The organism is Sphingomonas sp. PAMC 26617 (assembly GCF_000242835.1).
Lineage (GTDB): Bacteria > Pseudomonadota > Alphaproteobacteria > Sphingomonadales > Sphingomonadaceae > Sphingomonas.
In genome coordinates, this window is sequence record NZ_JH594425.1 from 3514544 (window position 1) to 3536350 (window position 21807).

Here is a 21807-nt window from a genome sequence, read left to right on the forward strand (position 1 = left end):
CTTTGACACGTTCCGCCCCGTCGCTTCGCGCGCCGCTCAAAATTGTCCCGGCAATCGAGTTCCTTGTGCTGAGCGCGTTGGTCGCGATCGCGGTCGCGACCTATTTCGTCATCAGCACCGGTGCGGCCTCGCGCGCCTTGCTCAGCCCCGCGGTGATCGCCTTGCTGCTGGTCGCCAACCTGCTGCCGGCAGGCGCGTTGCTGGTGTTGCTCGGGCGGCGGATCGCGATGAAGCGCGCGGCGCGGTTGCCGATCGGCGGGCGCGCGCGCCTGCATGTCCAGCTCGTCGCGTTGTTCTCGGTGATCGCGGCGGTGCCGACGCTGTTCGTCGTCGTGTTCGCGTCGCTGCTGTTCCAGTACGGCGTGCAATTCTGGTATTCCGACCAGGCGCGCAGCATGATCGAGAACGCGACAGGCGTTGCGCGCACCTCCTACGACCAGATGTTGCGCCGCTGGCAGGATTCGGCGGTCCTCGCCGCAGCGGACATTTCCGACAACCTCCAGCAGAACCTCAAGTCCCCGCAATTCCCCGCTTATTTCTTCAACCAGATCTATCTGCGCGGCCTTTCCGACGGGTTTCTGTTCATCGCCGAGCCCAAGGGCGAGTCGCGCGAGATCGTTCAGGTGAATCCCGACAAGCTCGATTACCGCAACGAGGTGTCGCAGGCCGAACTCGATCGGCTACGGCGCGGCACCCCCAGCATCACCGCGGTAAAAGGCGACCGGATCGAGACCGTGACGCTGGTGCCCGGCACGACCAATGTCTTCCTGCTGACCGTCGCCATTTCGGACGTGCACGTGATGGAGGCGCAGTCGAAGCGCAGCATCGCGGTGTTGTCGAGCTACCGCGACCTGATCGCCAAGTCGCGCTCGCTGCAATTGAAATTCAACGCGGCGCTGTTGGCGATGTCGCTCCTGATCATCGCGATCGCGGTGTGGATCGCGCTCGAGGTGGCGGATCGGCTGGTGCGGCCGGTCGGCGCGCTGGTGGCGGCGGCACACAAGGTGGCGACCGGGGACCTGTCCGCGCGCGTTCCCGAAACGCGTGTCCAGGACGAACTCGGCACGCTCGGCAGCGCGTTCAACCAGATGACCGAACGGCTGCAGGCGCAGACCGGTGCGCTGGAAAGCCGCCGCGCGCTGATCGAGGCGGTGATGTCGGGCGTCACCGCAGGCGTGATCTCGGTTTCGCCCGATGGCATGATACGGCTGATCAACCGTTCGGCGATCTCGCTGCTCGAAAGCCCCGACGAGACGCTGGTCGGCAAACCGCTCAGCAACATTTCCCCCGAACTTGCCGCGCTGATCGAGCGCGACGAGCGCGATGCGATCGTCGAACTGGGGCAGGGCAACGAGATGCGGACGCTCGCGGTGAAGGTGACGCGCGCCGCGGAGGGGCCGATCCTGACGTTCGACGACATCACCGGGCAATTGCTGGACCAGCGTCGCGCCGCCTGGTCGGACGTCGCGCGTCGGATCGCGCACGAGATCAAGAACCCGTTGACCCCGATTCAGCTCGCCGCCGAACGGCTGCAGCGCCGCTATGGCAAGCAGATCGACCCCGAGGACACGACCTTCGCCCGGCTGACCGACACGATCGTCCGACAGGTCGGCGATCTACGCCGCATGGTCGATGAGTTTTCCTCGTTCGCGCGGATGCCCAAGCCGGTGTTCCGGGAGGAATCACTCGTCGATCTCGCCCGCCAGACGCTGTTCCTCCACGAGGTCGCGCATCCGGGCATCACCTTCGCGCTCGACTTTGCCGACCCCGCGCCGATGCTGATCTGTGACCGGCGCCAGATCGGCCAGGCGTTGACCAACATCGTCAAGAATGCGGTCGAGGCGATCGAGGCCAATGCCGGTGCCGAAGCTGCGCAGATCGTGATGGCGATCGAACCGGGCGACGGCAGGATCGTGCTGACCGTCGCGGACACCGGAATCGGCCTGCCTGCCGCGCGCGACCGGATCGTCGAGCCCTATGTCACCACCCGCGCGCGCGGGACCGGTCTCGGGCTCGCGATCGTCAAGAAGATCGTCGAGGAACATTGCGGCACGATCACCTTCGCCGACCGGCCGGGGGGCGGGACGATCGTGACTTTGTGCTTCGATACCGAACAGCTCGCCAAGCTCGATGGCGGCGACGATGCCATTACGCCAATGTCCAACAGCGCGCCTGCCGCGCCAGTCCTCGTACAGAACCGGACCTGAACCATGCCCCTCGACATCCTCGTCGTCGATGACGAACGCGATATCCGTGATCTAGTAGCCGGCGTCCTCGAGGACGAAGGCTATGACGCGCGGGTGGCCGGCGACAGCGATTCCGCGCTGGAGGCGATTTCGGTGCGGCGGCCGTCGCTGGTGTTGCTCGACGTGTGGCTGCACGGGTCGCGGCTCGACGGGCTCGAACTGCTCGACGAGATCAAGCGGCGCGATCCGTCGATCCCGGTGCTGATGATCTCGGGCCACGGCAATCTCGATACCGCGGTCGCGGCGATCCGGCGCGGTGCCGCCGATTTCATCGAAAAGCCGTTCGAGGCGGAACGCCTGTTGCTAATGGTCGCGCGCGCGACCGAGACCGAACGGCTTCGTGCCGAGGTGGCGAGTCTCCGCGCAAGCGTCGGGCGCGACAACGACCTGACCGGGAGCTCGACCGCGATCAACGGCGTCCGCGCGACGTTGAAGCGCGTTGCGTCGACCGGAAGCCGCGTGCTGATCATGGGCGGCGCGGGTGTCGGCAAGGAAGTCGCCGCGCGGCTGCTGCACGGCTGGAGCCAGCGCGCGACCGCGCCGTTCGTCGTCGTCAGCGCGGCACGGATGACGCCCGAGCGAGTCGAGGAAGAACTGTTCGGCGTGGAGGAGGGGGGGCAACTCGTCCGCTCCGGGCTGCTCGAACAGGCGCATGGCGGGACGTTGTTCCTCGACGAGATCGCGGACATGCCGCTGACGACGCAGGGGCGGATCCTGCGCGTGCTGACCGAGCAGGCGTTCAACCGCGTCGGCGGGCAGCGGGTGGTGAAGGTCGACGTCCGCGTCGTCTCGGCAACCGCGCGCGACCTGACGCACGAGATCGAGCAGGGGCGGTTCCGCGAGGACCTGTATTACCGGCTCAACGTCGTTCCCGTCACGCTTCCCAACCTGTCCGAGCGGCGCGAGGATATTCCGGTGCTGATCGACCATTTCATGGCGCATTATGCCTCCGAACGTCGTGTCGCCACGCCGCAGGTCGCGCCCGATGCGATGGTCGCGCTGCAATCCTACGAATGGCCCGGCAACGTCCGCCAGTTGCGGAACATCGTCGAGCGGACGATCATCATGGCACCGGGCGACCGGCTCGCGCGGATCGACGTCGACATGCTGCCGCCCGACATCCTCGGCGATCCCGGTGAAATGGGGAGCGGGGCGACCGCGATCATGGGCGCGCCGTTGCGGGAAGCGCGCGAGAGTTTCGAACGCGAGTATCTGCGGGTGCAGATCCGGCGGTTCTCCGGGAATATCTCGCGCACCGCCAACTTCATCGGGATGGAGCGCTCGGCGCTGCACCGCAAGCTCAAGCTGCTCGGGATCACCGAAGTCCGCGAAGACTAGGACGGTACACCAGGGGAGGGCGGTGCCGTTGGCGTGGGTGCGCAACGGTCAGCGGGTTTTTGCGCGCTGGCCGACTGCCGCCCGCCAGATAAAGTCGTTGCGCTCCAGTGGACGAAGCGCACCCGCATCCCTAGATTAGCACCTCCAGACTATCCGACGCCGGGCACCGGCGCGCCGCGGGCAAACCCGCCAAGAACAAGGATCGACCGATGGCCGACAAACAGACTTCGCTCCAGGACCTCTTTCTCAACGCGCTCCGCCGCACCAAGACACCGATCACGATGTTTCTCGTCAAGGGCGTGAAACTGCAGGGAATCGTGACGTGGTTCGACAATTTCTCGGTGCTGTTGCGCCGCGACGGCCAGTCGCAGCTGATCTACAAGCACGCGATCTCGACGATCATGCCCGCGAACACGATCGACGTCGACGCGATCGTCAATGCGATCGGCGAAGCGCAGCGCAAGCAGCCGCTGTTGCAGGAGATCTTCCTCAACGCAGTGCGCAAGTCCGAAGACAGCGTGACGATGTTCCTGGTCAACGGCGTGATGCTCCAGGGGCAGATCGCCGCGTTCGACCTGTTCTGCATGATGCTCCAGCGCGATGGCATGGCGCAGCTTGTCTACAAGCATGCGGTGTCGACCATCCAGCCCGCGCATCCGCTTAATCTCGCTGATGAAACAGCGGGTTCCGACGAAGATTGAGGACCGTTTTTGACCACAGGATTTGAACGCGACCGCGACGACGTAGCGCGCGGTGCCAAGGCCGTCGTTGTTTACCCTGACACGGGTGCTTCGTCGCGCGATGCCGATGCCCGGCTGGCAGAGACTGCCGGGCTTGCGATGGCGATCCACGTCGAGGTCGTCGACCGCGTCGCGGTCAAGGTCCGCGCGCTGCAGCCAGCGACGCTGATCGGCAAGGGTCAGCTCGAGGCGCTCGCCGCGACAGTGCGGATGGCCGAAGCCGAGCTCGTCGTGTTCGACGCGAGCCTGACGCCGGTGCAGCAGCGCAACCTCGAAAAGGCACTCTCCGCCAAGGTGATCGACCGAACCGGTCTGATCCTCGAGATTTTCGGCGAACGCGCTGCGACCGCCGAGGGGCGGTTGCAGGTCGAACTCGCGCATCTCGATTATCAGGCGGGCCGCCTCGTGCGGAGCTGGACCCACCTCGAACGCCAGCGCGGCGGGTTCGGCTTCCTCGGTGGTCCGGGTGAGACGCAGATCGAGGCGGATCGCCGCCTCATCCGCGACCGCATGGCACGGCTCAAGAAGGAACTCGAACAGGTCTCGCGCACCCGTGGGCTGCACCGTGACCGGCGCCAGCGTGCGCCGTGGCCGGTGATCGCGCTGGTCGGCTATACCAACGCGGGCAAATCCACGCTGTTCAACCGGATGACCGGTGCCGACGTGATGGCGGAGGATCTGCTGTTCGCGACACTCGACCCGACGTTGCGCCAGATCGCGCTGCCCGGGATCGACAAGGCGATCCTGTCGGACACTGTCGGGTTCGTCTCGGAACTGCCGACCCAGTTGGTCGCTGCCTTCAAGGCGACGCTCGAGGAAGTCGTATCCGCCGACCTGCTGATCCACGTCCGCGACATCGCGCATCCCGACACGATCGCGCAGAAGGACGATGTCGAGGCGGTGCTGCGCGATATCGGGGTCGACGCGTCGGTCCCGCGGATCGAGGCCTGGAACAAGCTCGACCTGCTCGATGCAGACGAGCGCGCGGAAATGATCGGCGAGGCGGCGCGGCGCGAGGACGTCGTGGCGTTGTCGGCGCTGAGCGGGGAAGGGGTCGCGGACCTGCTCGATACCGTTGCGGGTCTGTTGACGGCAAGCCATCGCCAATATGCGATCACGCTCGATGCGGCGGACGGCGCAGGCGCAGCGTGGCTGCATGCGCATGGCGAGGTTTCGGCGCAGACGGTCGACGGTGATACGGCTGTCTATGAAGTGCGGATGGCGGAACGGGATTACGAGCGGTTTTGCCAGCGCAACGACTGAAGTTGCCCGTTTCGAGGGTAACGGGGAAACCGGCTACAGCGCCGGTTTCCTTACTACGCTGGAAAGGAACGGGTAACAGAGGGACCGGAAACGCTCGGCGGCGCTAAGCTTCGAAGCGTTTAACCGTCACCCACAAGGCCTCCATCCCGTCGAGGTCAAGCGCTTCGAAGTCAGACCCAGCTTCCGCTTCCATCGCCTTGAAACGACGTTCGAATTTCCCGTTCGCCCGCCGCAGTGCCGCTTCCGGATCAACGCCGAGCTTGCGCGCCCAGTTGACGACGGAAAACAGCACATCGCCAATTTCGTCCTCGCGTTCGTCGAGCGAAGCGGCGGCTTCGACCTCCTGCAATTCCTCATCGATCTTCGCGCGCGCTCCCGTCGCATCGGGCCAGTCGAACCCGGTTCGCGCCGCGCGCTTCTGGAGCTTTTCCGCCCGAAGCAGTGCGGGCAGGCCGATCGCCACGCCGTCCAGTGCGCCCGAAGTCCCCTTGTCGGCGCGTTCGGCAGCCTTGATCTGCTCCCACTGATGATCGACGCCGTCTGGGGTGTCGCCGAAGATCTGCGGATGCCGGCGTTCCATCTTGTCGCTGATCGCCGCGATGACGTCGGGCAACGCGAACGCGCCGGCTTCTTCGGCGATCCGGGAATGGAATACGACCTGGAGCAACAAGTCGCCGAGTTCATCCTTGAGATCGGCCATGTCGTCGCGCGCGATCGCGTCGGCGACTTCATAGGCTTCCTCGATCGTGTACGGCGCGATGCTGCTGAAATCCTGCGCGACGTCCCATTCGCAACCCGTCGCCGGATCGCGCAGGCGGGCCATGATATCAACGAGACGTTCGATCATCTGAAGAAGCCCTTCCGCAGCCGACGATCCATAAGACCGATAATACACCTTATGTTAAATGGGGCATGATATTCGATAGGAAGTCGGTCAGGACGGACTCGAATTCATAACCTGCTGCCAAATCACGACGACCAGCACGAGCCCCGCAAAGATCGCTGTCCACATCAGCGCGAGCTTCACCACCGTGCTGACCGGAAGCCGCCGCGACGCAAGCGCCGCGATTGGCAGGATCAGGCACAACGCAGTGACGAACGCGCTCATGCTTCCAGCACCAGCCCGTCATAGCCCGGCTCGACCCCGTCCGGCAGGTCGCGCACCAAAGTTGCATAGTCCATCGACTGGTCCATGTGCGTCAGCGCGACACGCCCTGGCTGCAATCGCTCGACCCAGCCCAGCGCCATTGTCAGATCGGGATGCGATGGATGCGGCCGCTCGCGCAGCGCGTCTACCACCCAGACGTCTAGGCCGGTGTACAGCCGCGCCATATCCTCGGTCATCCCGCTGAGATCCGTTGCATAGCCGATGACGCCGCCTTCCCCTTCGAACCGCAAACCGGCGGATTGGGTGCCGCCATGCGGTTGGTCCGCAACCCGGACGGTAATGTCTCCGATGACGATCGTGTCCGGCAGATCCTCGATCGACGCGACCTTGGGATATCCGTTCAGGCCGCTGAAAACATAGCCGAACCGGTCGAGCAACCGCGCCTTCAGCGCCGGGCGCGCGATCCCACGCACCGGTCGGCCGAGCGCGTGGAAGACCTGCCGCAGATCATCGATGCCATGCGTGTGATCGGCATGGTCGTGAGTCCAGATCACCGCGTCGAACGTCGAAGCGTCGGCGGCGAGCAACTGCTCGCGCATGTCCGGGCCGGTATCGACGAGGATCCGCGTCGTCGCAGTCTCGATCAGCACGGACGCGCGCGTCCGCCGGTTCCGCGGGTTGGTCGGGTCGCATGCGCCCCAGTCATTGCCGATCCGCGGGACGCCCGAGGACGTTCCCGAACCAAGGATCCGCAGCCTCATGCGCGCGTCTTGGCGAACAGGGTGTGGAAGTTCTCGCGCGTTGCCGCCGCGAGCGTCTCGATCGATTCGCCCCGCAGATCAGCCAGGAACGCTGCGGTATCCGCGACGAAGGCGGGTTCGCCGGTCTTGCCGCGGTTCGGCACGGGTGCGAGGAATGGCGAATCGGTCTCGATCAACAGACGGTCGAGCGGCAGGCGCGCGGCGGTCTCCTGCAGGTCCTTCGCGTTCTTGAACGTCACGATCCCCGAGATCGAGATATAGAAGCCGAGGTCCAGCGCGATATCAGCGAACGCGCCGCTAGCGGTGAAGCAATGGATCACCCCCGGAAAGGCCCCCTGCTCCAGTTCCTCGCGCAGGATCAGCGCGGTATCCTCCTCGGCGTCGCGGGTGTGGACGACGATCGGCAATTGCGTCGCGCGACAGGCCGCGAGATGCGCCCGGAAGCTCGCCTGCTGGCGCTCACGGTCGCTGTGATCGTAGAAATAGTCGAGCCCGCTCTCGCCGATCCCGACGACGCGCGGGTGCTGCGCGCGCTCGATCAACCGCGCGGTGCCGACGTCGGGATGCTGGTCGGCCTCGTGCGGGTGGATGCCGACGGTCGCCCACACGTCCGGCTCGCGCTCGGCGGTGGCGAGCACCGCGTCCCATTCGCTTTCACGCGTCGCGATGTTGAGCATCGCCTCGACGCCGCGCGCACGGGCGCGGGCGAGCACCTCGCCCTGATGTTCGGCGAGGCCCTTGTAGTTGAGGTGGCAATGGCTGTCGGCGAACATCTATGCCTCCGCCGGGGCTTCGAGCCGCGGGAAAACCCCGCTCGGCGCGGGCAGCGTCAGCCCGGACGCAAGCGGATGGCCGAGCGCCTCGAAGCTGCGCGCATCGGAGGACTGCGCGAGCAGGTCGAGGAGCTTGTCCGCGCCGCCCGGGATCGCCCAGCGCGCGAGGATCGCGATCCGGCGGATCGCGTCGGCGGCATGATACAGGATCGTGTCGGCGCGCGCGGGATCGGTCTTGCGGACGCTCCACGGGGCCTGGTCCGCGAAATACTGGTTGGCGTCGCGCGCGGCGGACCAGACCGAGTCCAAAGCAGTGTGGAGCGCAAGATCCCTCATCGCGTCATGCAGACCGCGTTCGGCCGCGGCAACGCTGTCGGCAAGCGCGGTCTCCGCTTCGGTCGCTTCGCCCGCGTCCGGTACGACGCCGTTGCACGCCTTGGCGATGATCGACAGGCAACGCTGCGCGAGGTTGCCGAGATTGTTGGCGAGATCGGCGTTGCACCGCGTGACGATCGCTTCCTCGGAATAGCTGCCGTCCTGCCCGAAGCTGACTTCGCGGAGCAGGAAGTAACGGAGCGCATCGACCCCGAAATGCTCGACCAGCGCCATCGGATCGGTAACGTTGCCGAGCGACTTCGACATCTTCTCGCCGCGGTTGAGCAGGAAGCCGTGCCCGAACGCCGCACGCGGCAGCGGAATATTCGCACTCATCAGGAACGCCGGCCAGTAAACGGCATGGAAACGCACGATATCCTTGCCGATGATGTGGAGCTGCGCCGGCCAGAACGTCTCATACAGTTCGAGATCGTCGGGATAGCCGACCCCGGTCAGATAATTGGTCAGCGCGTCGACCCAGACGTACATGACGTGCCCCGGGCTCCCCGGAACCGGCACGCCCCAGTCGAAGCTGGTGCGCGAGACCGACAGGTCGGACAGGCCCCCCTCGACGAACCGCAGGATTTCGTTGCGGCGTGCCTCGGGGCGGATGAAATCGGGGTTGGCTTCGAAGAAATCGAGCAGGGGCTGCTGGTATTTCGACAGGCGGAAGAACCACGTTTCCTCAGCGGTCCATTCGACCGGAGTGCCCTGCGGCGAGAGCTTCGCGCCCCCTTCCCCCTCGACCAGTTCCTTGCCGTCGTAGAACGCCTCGTCGCGAACCGAATACCAGCCCTCATAGCGGTCGAGATAGAGGTCGCCCGCGGCTTCCATCGCCCGCCAGATCGCCTGGCTGGCGCGATAATGATCCTCGTCGCTGGTCCGGATGAAGCGATCGTAGGAAATATCGAGTGCGTCGGCCATCTGCTTGAAATAGCCGCTCATTTCATCCGCGAGCGCGCGCGGGGTCAGGTCGCGCTTGCGCGATTCCTGGACCATCTTGAGCCCGTGCTCGTCGGTGCCGGTCTGAAAGCGGACCTCGCGGCCGAGCTGGCGCTGGTAGCGCGCGATCGCATCGGTCGCGATTGCCTCATAAGCGTGCCCGATATGCGGGCGGCCATTGGGGTAGCTGATTGCGGTGGTGATATAAAAGGGATCGGCCATCGCCGCCTCCTAGAGCAAGGCGCGCGTGAATTGAAGGCCTCAGGCGGCGAGCCGCGCGACGATCCCGGCCATTTCATACACCGTCGCCTGCGCATCCAGCGTGAGCGCGCGTGCGCTTGCCGAGAGCGCGCGCGCGGCATCGTAGCTTTCGAGCGCGGTGCGCAGCCGCTGGCCCTGTCGTGCCGGGGCTTCGGACGCGATGAACGCCGGCGCACGGTCGAGAAACGCTTCGTAGCGGGGTTGCGCCGCCTTCAGCGCCAGCGCCTTGGCCAGCTTGCCCCGCCGCGCATTGGTCGGATCACCGTCGCGCGCGATGGCTGTGAGCGCCTGGTCGAGCGCGGCGAGATCGAGCCCGGCGAACCCCATCGCGCGGCCGGGCGACCCCTGCGCCACGCGAGTCAGCGCGGCAATCTCGCTTTCGTCCGCGGACGGCAGCAGCGCGCCGAGCACCGACGTCATCGCCGCATCGCTCAGCGGATCGAAGCGCAGCGTCCGGCAGCGCGAGCGGATCGTCGGGAGCAGGCGCCCCGGTGCATGGCTGACCAGCAGGAAGATCGTCCCCTGCGGCGGTTCCTCGAGGTTCTTGAGCAGCGCGTTCGAAGCGCCGGGCCGCTCGAGATCGTCCACCGCATCGATGATGACGACGCGACGATCCGACATCGACGGTCGCGTCGCGAACATCGGGCCGAGCGCGCGGACCTGCGCGATCGGGATGCTCCGCGCGAGATCGAGCCCGGTCTTGTCGCCTTCCTTGGGCTGGCGAGTCAGCACGCGGTAATCGGGGTGCGACCCGGCGGCGATCAGCGTCCGCGTCCGGTCGTTCTCCGGAACATCGAAGCCCGGCGGCAGGTCCGCCCCCGCGCCTTCCGCGAGCATCCGCACCGCCGCCGCGCGCGCGAAACTGGCCTTGCCGATCCCCTCGGGTCCGGCGAACAACCACGCGTGGTGCAGCGCGCCGCTCCTGAGCGCGGCGGCAAACGCCGCATGCGCCGGATCATTCCCGATCGGCAGTGTCATGGCAGCAAATCGGCGAGGTCGGCGAGGATCGCGGCGGAAACGGTCGCGATATCGGCACTCGCGTTGATCATCCGGAACCGCTCGGGCTCGTGCTCGGCGAACCGGCGGAACGCGGTGGCGACGTCGGCATGAAACGCCGCCCCCCGCGCCGCGAACCGATCCGCCGCCGCACCGTCACGGACTGCCGCCCGCTCGCGACCTTCCTCTGGCGTCAGTTCGAGCACGAACGTGCGATCCGGCAGCAGCCCGCGCGACCCGAAGCCATGCAGTGCGAGGATCGCGGCATCGTCGATCCCGCCCGCAAGCCCCTGATACGCCCGGCTGCTGTCGAGATAGCGGTCACAGATCACCCAGCGCCCTGCGCCGATCGCGGGGCGGATCGTCTTTTCGACATGGTCGGCGCGGGCGGCGGCGAACAGCAACGCCTCGCTGTGCGCGCTCCACCGCGTCACTGCGCCTTCCATCAAGAGGCTACGGATCGCCTCCGCCCCCTCGCTCCCGCCGGGCTCGCGCGTGACGAGCGCATCGATCCCGCGCTCGGCGAGCGCGGCGGCGAGCAGGCGCGCCTGCGTCGACTTGCCTGCCCCCTCCCCGCCCTCGAGCGACAGGAACCGTCCGGTCACCGCCACCGTATCAGCCGCCGAACAGGCTCATCAGGCCGGCCCAGGCGCGACCGAAGAAGCCCGCTTCGGCAACGTCGGTCGCGGCAACCAGCGGCAGGCGCTGCTGCGGCATGTCCGGGGTCGAGACGACGAGATCGGCGATATGCTGCCCGGCCTTGATCGGCGCCTTGATCGGCCCCTGATAGACGACCTTGAGCGTCATGTCGGCGGCGACCCCGGCGGGGAGCGTCGCGGTCAGGTTGGTCGGCGCGACCAGCCCGACGGTGCGCGCGCTGCCCATCTGGACTTCGGCGGTCTCGACCTGCTTGCCCTTGGCGACGATCGGCTTGGCCTGCCACGCGCGGAAGCCCCAGTTGATGAACTTGACCGACTCATCCGAGCGCTGGCCCGAACTGCCGAGGCCCGCCATCACCATCACGAGGCGACGGCCGTTCTGCTCGGCCGAGCCGGTGAAGCCATAGCCGGCTTCCTCGGTGTGCCCGGTCTTGAGCCCGTCCGCGCCCTGGACGCGGCCGAGCAACGGATCGCGGTTCGCCTGGTCGATCGGCTTGGCGCCGCCAAGCGTCTTGCCCCAGGTAAAGCTCGGGAGCGAATAGAAGCGCTTGTACAACGTCGGGTGATGCTGGATCGTCGCGGCGGCCAGCTTGGCGAGATCCCGCGCGGTGACATAGGTTACGCCGCCATCGGGCCAGCCGTTCGACGTGCCGAAATGGCTGTTGGTCAGCCCGAGCTTCGCGCCCGCGCGGTTCATCCGCTCGGTGAAGGTCTGCTCGGTCCCCGAAATGCCTTCCGCCAGCACGACGCAGGCATCGTTGCCCGACAGCGTGACGATCCCCTTCAGCAGATTCTCGACGCTGACATTCTCGCCCGCCGACAGGAACATCGTCGAGCCCTGGCTATGCCATTTGCGCCACGTTTCGGGCTGGACCTGGAAGGTCTGGTCGAGCTTGAGTTCGCCCGACTTGATCATCTCGAACGCGACGTAGACCGTCATCATCTTGGCCATCGACGCGGGCGGCATGCGCCGGTCGGCGTCCTTCTCGTACAGCACCGCGCCCGACGAAAGATCCGTCAGATAGGCGACCGGAGCCGGAGTCTGGAAATCGGGCTTGGCGAGCGCAGGCGTCGTGGCCGCGATCGCGATGATGGCGGTGGCGGCGGTCCAGTTCCAGCGGGATGACATGATGTTGGCTCTCGTTCTTCTAGTTTGAATGGAGAATGCGTGCGTCGCCATAGCCAGCCCGGGCGATGCCGTCACGCGCGCGCTTGGCGGTTGCCGAATCCGCATAGGGCCCAAGCTGCACGCGGTACAGCCCGCCGCCGGCCGAAACGTGCCCGCCGAGCTTCTGCGCGAGCGCCGTCGCACGCTGTGCCGAGGACAGAGCGGTGACCTGAATCACGATCACGCCGTTTGCTACCCTGACAGGGGACGGAGTCCTGCGGATCGCGTGACCGGGCGCTGCGGGTTTTGCCGATGGTGGTGTGGCCGAAGGGACGGTAACCGGCACGGTCGTTCCCCGAGCAACACCATTCCCGCCCGGCAACCGCCGGCGCAACGCCGCAAGCAACGCAGGCGGCGCGTCGAGCCGGGGCGCAACGCTCTTGCCCGCGAGTAGGATCGCCCGATCCTGCGCGTTCGGAGTCACCTCGCGCACGCGCAAGGCGGCACGGTCGCCAACGCCCAATTGCCGCGCCGCGCCCGGCGATAGGGCGACGACCGCCCCCTCCGCCGATCCGCCGAGCACCTGCGCGATGATCGTCCGCCCGGTGTCGAGCGCGGTCACTTCGACGAAGCTTCCCGCCGGCAGCGTCGGATGCCGTACCGCAATCATCGCAGAAGCGAACGGCCCCTCGGGCAACGGCACCATCGCGGCGGCATAGCCGACCGAATCGGTCGGAATCTCGCTCGAGGTCGCGCGCGGCCCAGTGCCGACGAGAACAGGGTCGGCCTGTCCTGCCAGCGCCAGCAGCACGACTGCGCCCCCGAGGCTCATCTCACCGCTCCACGGCGTCGGCAAGCAAGCCCACCGACAATGCGTAGAAGTTGGAGCAGTTGTAATCGAGGATCACGCGGTAGTTGCCGGTGAGCAAATAGGCGGTCTGCCCCGGGCCGTCGGGTTCGATCAGCGTCGCGAGCACGCGATCGCCGGGCCAGCCGCGCGCCTGCGGCACCAGCCCAAGCGCGCGCCATTCGGCCATCGTCTTCCACGCGCTGTGCCGCTGGAACACGCGCGGGCAACGCGGCGAGACCAGCCGCGTCGTCAACTGGCTGCGGTCGAACGCCATCGGGACCGCGACGGCCAAGCCCCACGGCTCGCCCGGTCGCCAGCCCGCGTTGTTGAAATAATTGCCGATCGACGCGAGCGTATCCGCACTGCTCGTCCAGATATCCGCGCGGCCGTCGCCATCGCCGTCGCGCGCGAGGCGCAGATACACGGAGGGCAGGAACTGCGGCCCACCGGTCGCGCCCGCCCAACTGCCGACGAGCTGCGACCGCGGGACGCCGCGGTCCATCATCTGCAACGTCGCGATGAATTCGTCCGCGAACAGGTCGCGCCGCCGCCCCTCATAGGCCAGCGTCGCGAGCGCGCGCGGCAGGTCGAACCCGCCCATTACGAGGCCGTAGCTCGTCTCGTGCCCCCAGATCGCGACCATGATCGATTCGGGAACGCCGGTCTGCTGCTCGATCCGCTGCAGCCGCCCGCGTTCGGAAACATAGGCGGCCTGCCCGCGCGAGATGATCGCCGCGCCGACATGCTGCGCCTGATAGGGCGCGAAGTTCGGGATCGCCGCGATGGAGGGCCCACCCGGCTGCTGTCGATCGAGCTCGATCACGCGCTGGTTCAACGTCAGCGTCGGAAGCACCGCATCCAGCGTCGCCCGGCTCACCCCGCGCGCCGTTGCCTGCGCCCGCAGCGTCGTCAGATACGTTTGAAATCCGGCGTCATCCTGCGCGTTCGCAGACCCGCCCACCGCTACACAGGCTAGAACCCCGGCGACACCGCCGACGATCCGCGCCCTCATTTTGCTGATACCCCGCATGGCCTGGACCTTGGCACAGCGCTTCTTTCGCATGAAGCCCCAAAGCCCGTGCCTCTTGCACAATTCGCCAGACGCTGGCTAAGCGGGGGTGAACGGAAGAGTGGCCGAGTGGTTTAAGGCAACGGTCTTGAAAACCGTCGTGGGTGCAAGCTCACCGTGGGTTCGAATCCCACCTCTTCCGCCAGAGCTGGGGTCGCGGCCTACGCTGTGCGTTCCGAAGTCCTTGCAGGCCGGACGCACGGGCAGGTCGGAGCTTACGCCCGCCTGCCAGACCTCATCCGACGCTATTCCCCGGTGCCATGCCGTCGTGAATGAGGAGGAAGGCGAGCGCGAGCATCACCAGCGACACGAGCATCAGCAGCGACATTCCGAACACACCAACGATACGCCTGGCAATTGTCACGATCTGGCCCCTCGACACGGCTCGCCGCCGATGACGCCCGCCTCGTGACGGACGTTTTCCTGTTGGAGGGCCGCCTGGCAGTCGGAGAACAAATCCACGCGACCCTCCCCTGGAGGCGACGTAAATCGTCTCCGGGTACAAGTGGTTTATGGCGCGTTAGGGGGCGTGCAATAATCAATAAGATGCAGAGTTTGCCCGAGTTTGGAGATATGCGCCGTTTTGGGATCACCCGATCCGAAACGGCGGAAGTTTTCTCTTCATCCAAACGCCGCAGTCAGGCCAGCAGCATCGCGGACCCGCCCTTTTTCGGTGATATACGCGCTGACCAGCCGCGCGGGGGTGATGTCGAACGCCGGATTCGCCGTGGGCGACGTCGTTACGACGATCTGCCGCATCGTTCCGTCCAGGTCCGGGCCGTCGAGCCGGCGGACCTCCTCGGAGGACCGTTCCTCGACCTTGACCGCTGCGCCGTCCGGCGTCGCGGCGTCATAGGTCGAGGATGGCAAGGCGACGACAAACGGGATGCCATTGTCGTGCGCCGCGAGCGCCTTCAGATAGGTGCCGATCTTGTTGCAGACGTCGCCGTTGCGCGTCACGCGGTCCGTGCCGACGAGAACGAGGTCGACCTGCCCACGCTGCATCAGCAGCCCACCCGCATTGTCGACGATATAGCTGTGCGGCACACCGTGCGCGGCAAGCTCGAGCGCGGTGAGCGCGCCCTGGTTGCGCGGGCGGGTTTCGTCGACCCAGACGTGCAGCGGGATTCCGAGATCGTGCGCCATGTAGAGTGGCGCGGTCGCGGTGCCCCAGTCGACCGTCGCCAGCCAGCCCGCGTTGCAGTGCGTCAGGATGTTGATCGCGCGGCCCGGATGGGCCGCGACGAGCGACTGCAGGATTACGAGCCCGGCACGACCGATCGCGGCGTTGACCTCGACATCCGCGTCGCAGATCGCGCCGGCTTCGACGTACGCCGCCGCGGCACGATCACGCTCGGGCAAGCGCGTGACCACGCCACGAACCCGGTCGAGCGCCCACCGGAGATTGACCGCGGTCGGGCGCGTCGAAACCAGCCGATCGAACGCGCGGTCGAGCGACTCGTCACCCGGGTCCGCCCGCAACGCCAGCGCGATCCCATACGCCGCTACCGCGCCGATCAGCGGCGCACCGCGGGTCGCCATGTCGGCGATGGCCAGCGCACAGGCCTCCATCGTCGTCAGGCGTAACCGCTCGACGGCCCACGGCAACCGGCGCTGGTCGAAGATCCCGACGCTCCAGCCGTCCGGTTCGAGCCAGATCGACCGCGTCTTCTGCCCGGCGAGAATCATGCGGCAAGGCTTTCGGCAAGGATGATGTCGAACGAAGTCGCGAGCGGGTAGCCCGGGTCAACCGGTACGCCGTCGCGCGCGAGCAGCATCACGTGCAGCCCCGCTTCGCGCGCCGCCGCGAGTTCCTCGATACTGTCAGAGAGGAACAGGATGTCGTCGGGCTCCAGCGCGATCCGGCGCGCGATCTCGCGGTATGAAGCGCTGTCGCGCTTTGCGCCGACGGCGGTATCGAAATGCCCAGCGAACAGCGGCGTCAGATCCCCTGCCGCGGTATGCGCGAACAACAGTTTCTGCGCGGCGACCGAGCCCGACGAGTAGACGTAGAGCGCGATGCCGTGCGCGTGCCACCGCGCGAGCCCGGCAATCGCATCGGGATAGACATGGCCGATCAGCGTTCCATCGGCATAGCCTTCGGCCCAGATCATGCCCTGGATCGCCTTCAGCGGCGCGACCTTCCGGTCGGCATCGTGCCATTCGAGCAACTGATCGATTGCCCCTGCCAGATCGAGGTCGGGTTGCCCGGATGCAGCGCGGACCAGCGCGAGTTCATCGTCGAGGCGCATCGCGTTGGCCGCGACGAACCGCGCGAGCCGCGCGCGGGCGTAGGGGAACAGCACCTCGTGGACGAACGCGATGCTCCAGGTCGTCCCTTCGACATCGGTTACGATCGCTTTCGGGGTCACGCGACGCCTCCGTACAACGGAATGCCCCGTGCGATCGGGTCGCCGGTGAACCGCGCCACCCAGCCGTCCGGTTCGGCGAACAGCCGGATCGCGGTAAAACGCGGTGCCGGCCCCATGTCGAACCAGTGGCGGGTCCCCTCGGGCACCGCGATCAGGTCGTCGCGCGTGCATTCGAGCGCATAGACCGCATCGGGGCCACGGATATAGAAGACGCCGGATCCCTCCACGAAGAAGCGGACTTCATCCTCGTCGTGGATATGCTCGTCGAGGAACTTGGTCCGCAGCGTCGCGCGCTCGGCATTGTCAGGGAGCAGGCGGATCACGTCGCACGACCGATACCCGCCCGCCGCCATCAGCCGGTCGATGTCCGCCCGATAGGCCGCGATCACGTCGGCGTCGCTCGCGTCATGGTCCAGAACCACCCCCGCCTGCCACCGCTCGAACCGGATCCCGAGCGGCGCAAGTCTGTCCGCGATATCGGTCGCATCGTGCGTTTCGGCCAGGCGTGCATGCGGGTCGGCGAGATCGTACAGGGTCAGGGTCGTCATGATACGCGCCTTTCCAGTTTCAGCGTTTCCCACTCGCAGGCGAGCAGATACTCGACCGCCTCGACGACGTTTTCGGCCTCGGCAAGCGTCCGCCCCCAGGCGTAGAGACCATGGCCGCGAATGTAGAAGGCGGGGAGGATCGGGTCCTGTGCCGCGAGCATTGGACGAAGCGAGTCCGCCATCGCGACCATGTCCTGGCTGTTCTCGACCAGCGGGATCGCGACGCGGGTGGCGTGGGTGTCGATCCCGGGGAAGACCTTGAGCAATTCATAGCCGTCGAGCACGATCGCCTGCCGTCCGGCCAACGCACGGCTCAACACCACGCCGGTGACCGAGTGGGTTTGCAGCACCCCGCCCGCGGTCGCGTCGAGCGCATAGACCAGGCAGTGCAGCACCGTCTCGGCCGAGGGCCGCTTGCCGTCGAGCGCAATCCCGTCGGGGCTCGCGCGCATCACCTGTTCGGGGTCGAGCCGCCCCTTGTGCGCGCCGGACACGGTCAGCGCGATCGTCCCGTCGGGCAGGCGTACCGAATAATTGCCCGCCGTCGCCGGCGCGAGTCCGGCACGGTCAAGGCGGGTGCCGGCCGCGATGATCGCAAGGGTTGCCGCTTCGAACGGCGTCACGTCAGCGCCCTGCGGAATTCCGCCAGCTTGTCGGCTGCGCTGGCGAGGGTCGCTTCGTCCTTGGCAAAGCAAAGCCGGACATATCCGGTCTGCGGGGCCGTGGCGTAGAAGGCGGAGACGGGGATGGTCGCCACCCCCGCCTCGACCAGCAGGCGATGCGCGAAGGTTTCGTCGTCGAGCGCGATCCCCGAGGCGGCGAGATCGATGATGACGAACCACGTCGCCGCCCCCGGCAAGACCGCATAACCCGCCGCGACGAGCCGTTCGACCAGGAAGGCGCGCGCGTGGCGATATGGGTCGCGGTGCGCGTCATGCCAGTCGGCGGGGAGTGCCAGCCCTTCCGCCACCGCCCATTGCAACGCCGGCGCGGTCGTGAAGGTGAGGAACTGGTGCGTCGCCGCGATCGCGTCCGCGAGCGGTGGCGCGGCGCAGGCCCAGCCCACCTTCCACCCGGTCAGCGAGAAGATCTTGCCCGCCGACCCGATCTTGACGGTGCGGTCGCGCAGGTCCGGGATCGACAGGGGGGACACATGCGTGCCCCCGAAGATCATCGCTTCCCACACCTCGTCGCAAATCAGCGTGACGTCATGGCGGACGCACAAGGTGGCGATCGACGTCCAGGTCGCCGCGTCGATCCGGCTTCCAGTCGGGTTGTTGGGGGTGTTGAGCAGGAGGACGCGGGTCCGGTTCGACATCGCGGCTTCGAGCGCATCGAGCGGCAGCGTCCAGTCGGGGGGCGTCAGGTCGATCAGACGTGCGACCCCGCCAGCGCGTTCGACGAGTGGCAGATAGGCGTCGTAGAGTGGCTGGACCAGCACCACCTCGTCGCCCGGGCGGACCAGCGCCAGCAGCGCCGCCGCGAGCGCCTCGGTCGCGCCCGATGTTACGACGACTTCCTCGGGCGTGAGCGTAAGGGCTTGCTCCCGTGCGTAATAGTCAGCGATCGCCGATCGCAGCGCGGGCAACCCCCGCATCGGCGGATACTGGCTGGACCGCTCGGTCAAGGCGCGCGCGGCGGCGGCGAGCAGCGCGCGGGGGCCGTGGCCGATCTCCGGCATGTCTGGGAACCCCTGCCCCAGATTGATCGCGCCGAGCTCCTGCGCTAGCCGCGACTGGCGCTCGAAGATCGTGGTGGGCGGCGGCAAAGGCGGATCTCCTGCTTGGCGCAGACGGCAGGGGTGTGGTCCAGACGCTATAATCGCTCCTGCCAGCATTTGCGCACCATAATTGCTTTCAACCGCGTCGCCATCCGCAGTTTACCCCCGGCGGCAATACCGCTTCAAACCAAAGCTGCACCATGGTGGCGCGAATTCGGGGGATAACGCCCTAGTCCGCGCCCGCCTCGCCGACCCGAAGCATCGCAAGCGCCGCGAGCGCCATCACGACGGCGGCGAACGCCATCGTCCAGATCGGTTCGGTCGGGAAGAACGCCTTGAGCACCGATCCCATCACGGTCGCCACCAGCAATTGCGGGATCACGATGAACACGTTGAACAAACCCATGTAAATCCCGAGCTTGGCCTGCGGCAGGCTCGACGCGAGAATCGCATAGGGCATGGCGAGGATCGACGCCCAGGCAATCCCGACGCCGATTTCACTGAGGATCAGCCAGTTGGGATAGCGGATCACGAAGACACTCGCGAACGCCAGCGCGCCGCACAGAAGGCACGCGATATGCGTCCGCACCTTGCCGATCCGCGCAGCAAGCCGTGGCAGGATCAGCAAAGCGACCAGCGCGGCGACGCCATTGTAGACCGCGAACAACACGCCGACCCAATCGCCCCCGGCATTGTAGGCGGCACTGGTCGGATCGCTCGACCCGAACGCATATTGCGCGACCACCGGGGTCGAATAGATCCACATGATGAACAGCGCTGACCAGCTGAAGAACTGGACCAGCGCCAGCCGCTTCATCACCGGCGGCATGGCGGAGAAATCGCCGACGATCAGGCCGAGCGCGCTCGTCGTGTCCCCCTGCCGCGCGCGCCGGATCGCCACTGCGCTCGCGGCGCCGAACGCGATCAGCAGGCCGCCGAGCAGATACACTTCCTTTTGCAGCGCGAGCGTCGGCACCGCGACCAGGATCGCTGCGCCTGCGACGATCCAGGCGATCGACCGCCCGAAGCTCCGTGCGGCAAGCGCGCGCATCGGGTGCGCGACGTCCTCGCTCGCGTCGCGCTCGCCGAACCCCGCCATCTGCTCGGGGCTGTATTCGCGCGTGTTGCCGACCGTCCACAAAACCGCGAGCAGCAGCGCGGCACCGCCGGACCAGAAGCTGTAGCGCACCGTATCCGGCACCCCGCTGATCGCGGTTTCAGCAACGCCGAGATGCGCGAGCACGAACGGGAAGATCGATCCCACGACCGCCCCTGCCCCGATAAAGACGGTCTGCAGCGCATAACCCGCGCTATGCTGGTCCTTGCGCAGCATGTCGCCGACGAACGCGCGGAACGGCTCCATCGAGACGTTGATCGAGGCATCGAGCACCCACAGCGTCAGCGCCGCGAACCATAGCACCTTCGCCTCCGGCATGACGAACAGCGCGAGCGCCGCAAGCACCGCGCCCGCGAGGAAATACGGCCGGCGACGCCCGAAGCGGTTCCACGTCCGGTCGCTGTAATGGCCGATGATGGGCTGGACGAGCAGCCCGGTCAGCGGGGCGGCGACCCAGAGATAGGACAGATCGTCGAGCGACCCGCCGAGCGTCTGGAAGATCCGGCTCATGTTCGCGTTCTGCAGTGCGAAACCGATCTGGATTCCGAAAAAGCCGAAGCTGATGTTCCACAGGCCGCCGAAGCCCTGCACCGGTTTTTCGTTCACGTCAGGCCTCTCCGGGTCCGGCTCCTGCTGTCGGCCGACCTTGTCGCGTGCCGGAGTGCCGCCAAGCGGACGTGCGCACAAGGGCATGCGGCGATGCATACGAATGCGACGCGCTTTCCGGCGCGCCGAAAGAGGTTGCGGACCACGTCGGGCGGGTTGCATGACGCCGGCATGCAACCGCCACGCGTCTTTCATCAGGGTCTGGAACGGCGTCCGCTGCTCGCGATCGACGATTTCTGGCCCGATCCCGAGCTGCTGCGCGAGGATGCCGCCGCGCTCCGGATGGGCGAGATCGGCCCGCATTATCCCGGCATCCGCGCCGAAGTCCCGCCGCGACTGGCGGAAACAATGCGGCGGAAGATCGCGCCCTTGCTCAAGGCGCATTTCGGTCTGGACCCCGCGCCGGCGGTATCCGAAGCCTATTATTCGCTCGTCACCACCGATCCGGCAGCGCTCGCGCCGATCCAGCGGCTGCCGCATTTCGACGGAGTCGAGCCGCGGCGGATCGCGCTGCTGCTGTTCCTCGGCCACGGCGCGCAGGGCGGCACCGCTTTCTATCGCCAGCGCGAGACCGGGTTCGAAAGCGTCGATGCGGCGCGGCTCGACCGGTTCAGGAATACGCTCGAAGAGGGCGTTCGCACCCACGGCATGCCTGCATCGTCCTATATCGCGGGCGATACCGCCTTGTACGAGCAGGTTGCGGTACAGGCCGGGGCGTTCAACCGGGCGCTGGTCTATCCGGGCAACACGCTGCACTGCGCGTATCTGCCGCCGGACGTGGCGCTCAGCCGCGATCCGCTTGCGGGGCGGCTGACGCTCAACCTGTTCCTGTTCGACGACTGAGCGGGAGCGGCTCGGCGTTCCCAACCGCTTCGCCGACATTAAGAGCGGCCGCCTTTATCCGCCCCGCCCCTTCGGTTGCGGGCAACGGCTGCTCTTAATCGCCCCTCCCCTG

At 66.8% G+C, this 21807-nt stretch carries 22 protein-coding genes and 1 tRNA gene; 6 read left to right on the top strand and 17 right to left on the bottom strand.

The window, feature by feature from the left end; all coding sequences use genetic code 11:
• Nucleotides 1-2 precede the first annotated feature (2 nt).
• The 4 genes from RH91_RS15410 (at nt 3) to hflX (ending at nt 5587) form a co-directional block, all read left to right on the top strand.
• A complete protein-coding gene (locus tag RH91_RS15410; RefSeq protein WP_010163822.1) occupies nt 3-2207 on the top strand; it encodes a sensor histidine kinase in 2205 nt (734 codons plus the stop codon).
• 3 nt (nt 2208-2210) lie between these two features.
• Complete coding sequence (ntrX, locus tag RH91_RS15415; protein WP_010163824.1) at nt 2211-3584, top strand: nitrogen assimilation response regulator NtrX; 1374 nt, start codon at nt 2211-2213, stop codon at nt 3582-3584.
• 134 nt (nt 3585-3718) lie between these two features.
• Nucleotides 3719-4285: an RNA chaperone Hfq gene (gene hfq, locus RH91_RS15420; protein WP_269724692.1), complete on the top strand. Its 567-nt coding sequence runs from the start codon at nt 3719-3721 to the stop codon at nt 4283-4285.
• Nucleotides 4286-4294: 9 nt separating this feature from the next.
• Nucleotides 4295-5587 (top strand): GTPase HflX, encoded by a 1293-nt coding sequence (gene hflX / locus RH91_RS15425; protein ID WP_010163827.1) that lies wholly within the window; start codon nt 4295-4297, stop codon nt 5585-5587.
• A 103-nt stretch (nt 5588-5690) separates the two neighbouring features.
• On the opposite strand, the gene mazG is transcribed toward hflX, so the two are convergent.
• The 10 genes from mazG to RH91_RS15470 all read right to left on the bottom strand — a co-directional run bounded on the left by mazG (nt 5691) and on the right by RH91_RS15470 (nt 14432).
• The gene (mazG, locus tag RH91_RS15430; RefSeq protein ID WP_029623938.1) at nt 5691-6434 is read right to left on the bottom strand and encodes a nucleoside triphosphate pyrophosphohydrolase; all 744 of its coding nucleotides are present in this window, start codon (nt 6432-6434) and stop codon (nt 5691-5693) included.
• Between the two features lie 87 nt (nt 6435-6521).
• On the bottom strand, nt 6522-6695 hold the full coding sequence (locus RH91_RS22870; protein WP_198283271.1) for a hypothetical protein: 174 nt from the start codon (nt 6693-6695) through the stop codon (nt 6522-6524).
• Nucleotides 6692-7456 carry an MBL fold metallo-hydrolase gene (locus tag RH91_RS15435; protein WP_010163829.1) on the bottom strand — a complete coding sequence of 255 codons (765 nt, stop codon included), beginning with the start codon at nt 7454-7456 and terminating at the stop codon, nt 6692-6694. Before RH91_RS15435 ends, RH91_RS22870 begins: the two co-directional genes overlap by 4 nt.
• The gene (locus tag RH91_RS15440) at nt 7453-8229 is read right to left on the bottom strand and encodes a TatD family hydrolase (protein WP_010163830.1); all 777 of its coding nucleotides are present in this window, start codon (nt 8227-8229) and stop codon (nt 7453-7455) included. The genes RH91_RS15435 and RH91_RS15440 overlap by 4 nt, the downstream gene beginning before the upstream one ends.
• On the bottom strand, nt 8230-9768 hold the full coding sequence (gene metG / locus RH91_RS15445) for a methionine--tRNA ligase (protein ID WP_010163831.1): 1539 nt from the start codon (nt 9766-9768) through the stop codon (nt 8230-8232).
• Nucleotides 9769-9807: 39 nt separating this feature from the next.
• Entirely contained in the window at nt 9808-10785 is a 978-nt protein-coding gene (locus RH91_RS15450; RefSeq protein ID WP_010163833.1) for a DNA polymerase III subunit, read from the bottom strand.
• Entirely contained in the window at nt 10782-11414 is a 633-nt protein-coding gene (gene tmk / locus RH91_RS15455; protein WP_010163835.1) for a dTMP kinase, read from the bottom strand. The genes RH91_RS15450 and tmk overlap by 4 nt, the downstream gene beginning before the upstream one ends.
• Nucleotides 11415-11418: 4 nt before the next feature.
• Nucleotides 11419-12591 carry a D-alanyl-D-alanine carboxypeptidase family protein gene (locus RH91_RS15460; RefSeq protein WP_010163836.1) on the bottom strand — a complete coding sequence of 391 codons (1173 nt, stop codon included), beginning with the start codon at nt 12589-12591 and terminating at the stop codon, nt 11419-11421.
• A gap of 19 nt (nt 12592-12610) precedes the next feature.
• On the bottom strand, nt 12611-13402 hold the full coding sequence (locus tag RH91_RS15465) for an SPOR domain-containing protein (protein WP_232283530.1): 792 nt from the start codon (nt 13400-13402) through the stop codon (nt 12611-12613).
• Nucleotide 13403: 1 nt separating this feature from the next.
• A complete protein-coding gene (locus RH91_RS15470; protein WP_029623939.1) occupies nt 13404-14432 on the bottom strand; it encodes a lytic murein transglycosylase in 1029 nt (342 codons plus the stop codon).
• A gap of 112 nt (nt 14433-14544) precedes the next feature.
• On the opposite strand from RH91_RS15470, the gene RH91_RS15475 reads away from it, so the two are divergent.
• Nucleotides 14545-14634 (top strand) — tRNA-Ser (locus RH91_RS15475).
• A 90-nt stretch (nt 14635-14724) separates the two neighbouring features.
• Here RH91_RS15475 and RH91_RS23495 read toward each other — a convergent pair.
• From RH91_RS23495 to RH91_RS15505, 7 genes are all read right to left on the bottom strand, one after another.
• Nucleotides 14725-14853 (bottom strand): hypothetical protein, encoded by a 129-nt coding sequence (locus RH91_RS23495; protein WP_269724661.1) that lies wholly within the window; start codon nt 14851-14853, stop codon nt 14725-14727.
• Between the two features lie 257 nt (nt 14854-15110).
• Entirely contained in the window at nt 15111-16178 is a 1068-nt protein-coding gene (mtnA, locus tag RH91_RS15480) for an S-methyl-5-thioribose-1-phosphate isomerase (RefSeq protein ID WP_010163839.1), read from the bottom strand.
• Nucleotides 16175-16861 (bottom strand): acireductone synthase, encoded by a 687-nt coding sequence (gene mtnC / locus RH91_RS15485; protein WP_010163840.1) that lies wholly within the window; start codon nt 16859-16861, stop codon nt 16175-16177. Before mtnC ends, mtnA begins: the two co-directional genes overlap by 4 nt.
• On the bottom strand, nt 16858-17409 hold the full coding sequence (locus RH91_RS15490) for a 1,2-dihydroxy-3-keto-5-methylthiopentene dioxygenase (RefSeq protein ID WP_010163841.1): 552 nt from the start codon (nt 17407-17409) through the stop codon (nt 16858-16860). The genes mtnC and RH91_RS15490 overlap by 4 nt, the downstream gene beginning before the upstream one ends.
• Nucleotides 17406-18032 carry a methylthioribulose 1-phosphate dehydratase gene (gene mtnB / locus RH91_RS15495; protein WP_010163842.1) on the bottom strand — a complete coding sequence of 209 codons (627 nt, stop codon included), beginning with the start codon at nt 18030-18032 and terminating at the stop codon, nt 17406-17408. The genes RH91_RS15490 and mtnB overlap by 4 nt, the downstream gene beginning before the upstream one ends.
• The gene (locus RH91_RS15500; protein WP_010163843.1) at nt 18029-19177 is read right to left on the bottom strand and encodes an aminotransferase; all 1149 of its coding nucleotides are present in this window, start codon (nt 19175-19177) and stop codon (nt 18029-18031) included. Before RH91_RS15500 ends, mtnB begins: the two co-directional genes overlap by 4 nt.
• A gap of 181 nt (nt 19178-19358) precedes the next feature.
• Nucleotides 19359-20939, bottom strand: coding sequence for an MFS transporter (locus tag RH91_RS15505; protein ID WP_232283531.1), 1581 nt, complete (start codon nt 20937-20939; stop codon nt 19359-19361).
• A gap of 84 nt (nt 20940-21023) precedes the next feature.
• On the opposite strand from RH91_RS15505, the gene RH91_RS15510 reads away from it, so the two are divergent.
• Nucleotides 21024-21695 (top strand): DUF6445 family protein, encoded by a 672-nt coding sequence (locus RH91_RS15510; protein ID WP_232283532.1) that lies wholly within the window; start codon nt 21024-21026, stop codon nt 21693-21695.
• Nucleotides 21696-21807: the final 112 nt, after the last annotated feature.